Origin of the sequence: Bartonella queenslandensis AUST/NH15 (assembly GCF_000312585.1) — a bacterium.
In the GTDB taxonomy this organism is placed as follows: Bacteria; Pseudomonadota; Alphaproteobacteria; order Rhizobiales; family Rhizobiaceae; genus Bartonella; species Bartonella queenslandensis_A.
The window spans coordinates 1-419 of record NZ_HE998204.1; the positions used below are offsets into that span (position 1 = coordinate 1).

The window sequence follows — 419 nt, forward strand, 5'->3', positions numbered from 1 at the left end:
TCATTGCCGCTGCTGTGGCTGTGATCATGGCTGCTGGTTTTGTTTTGTGGAAATACTGGGACCGTTTTTCTTCTTTTGTTAAAGGCTTTGCACGGGGGATCATACGCGCTTTTGGGCATGCCTTTGAAGCCGTCATGCGTTTTTTTGGTGCGGATACCACCACCATCACCAGGTGGAAAAACATCATTGCTGCTGCTTTTGATCTCTCTTCCCATTGGCAAAAGTTTAAACAAGGACTTTCCTCTGTTTCCCAAAGCTTTGCTGGTTTGTGGGAGGGTTTTAAGCAAAGCCTGTCCAACTTTTGGGGATGGTTGGGGCGCTTTTTTGCTCGCGAAAAGCTTTCTGAGGATGCCAAAGCCGGTATGGAACAAGCGGGGGAAGATCTCGCCAATTGGATTGTTGATGGCTTTATGGGCACT

The 419-nt window shown here is 48.0% G+C and carries 1 pseudogene; it reads left to right on the forward strand.

Annotated features, from left to right (window positions below):
- Nucleotides 1-419: pseudogene (locus tag BN338_RS09900) on the forward strand (phage tail tape measure protein); the annotation flags it as partial.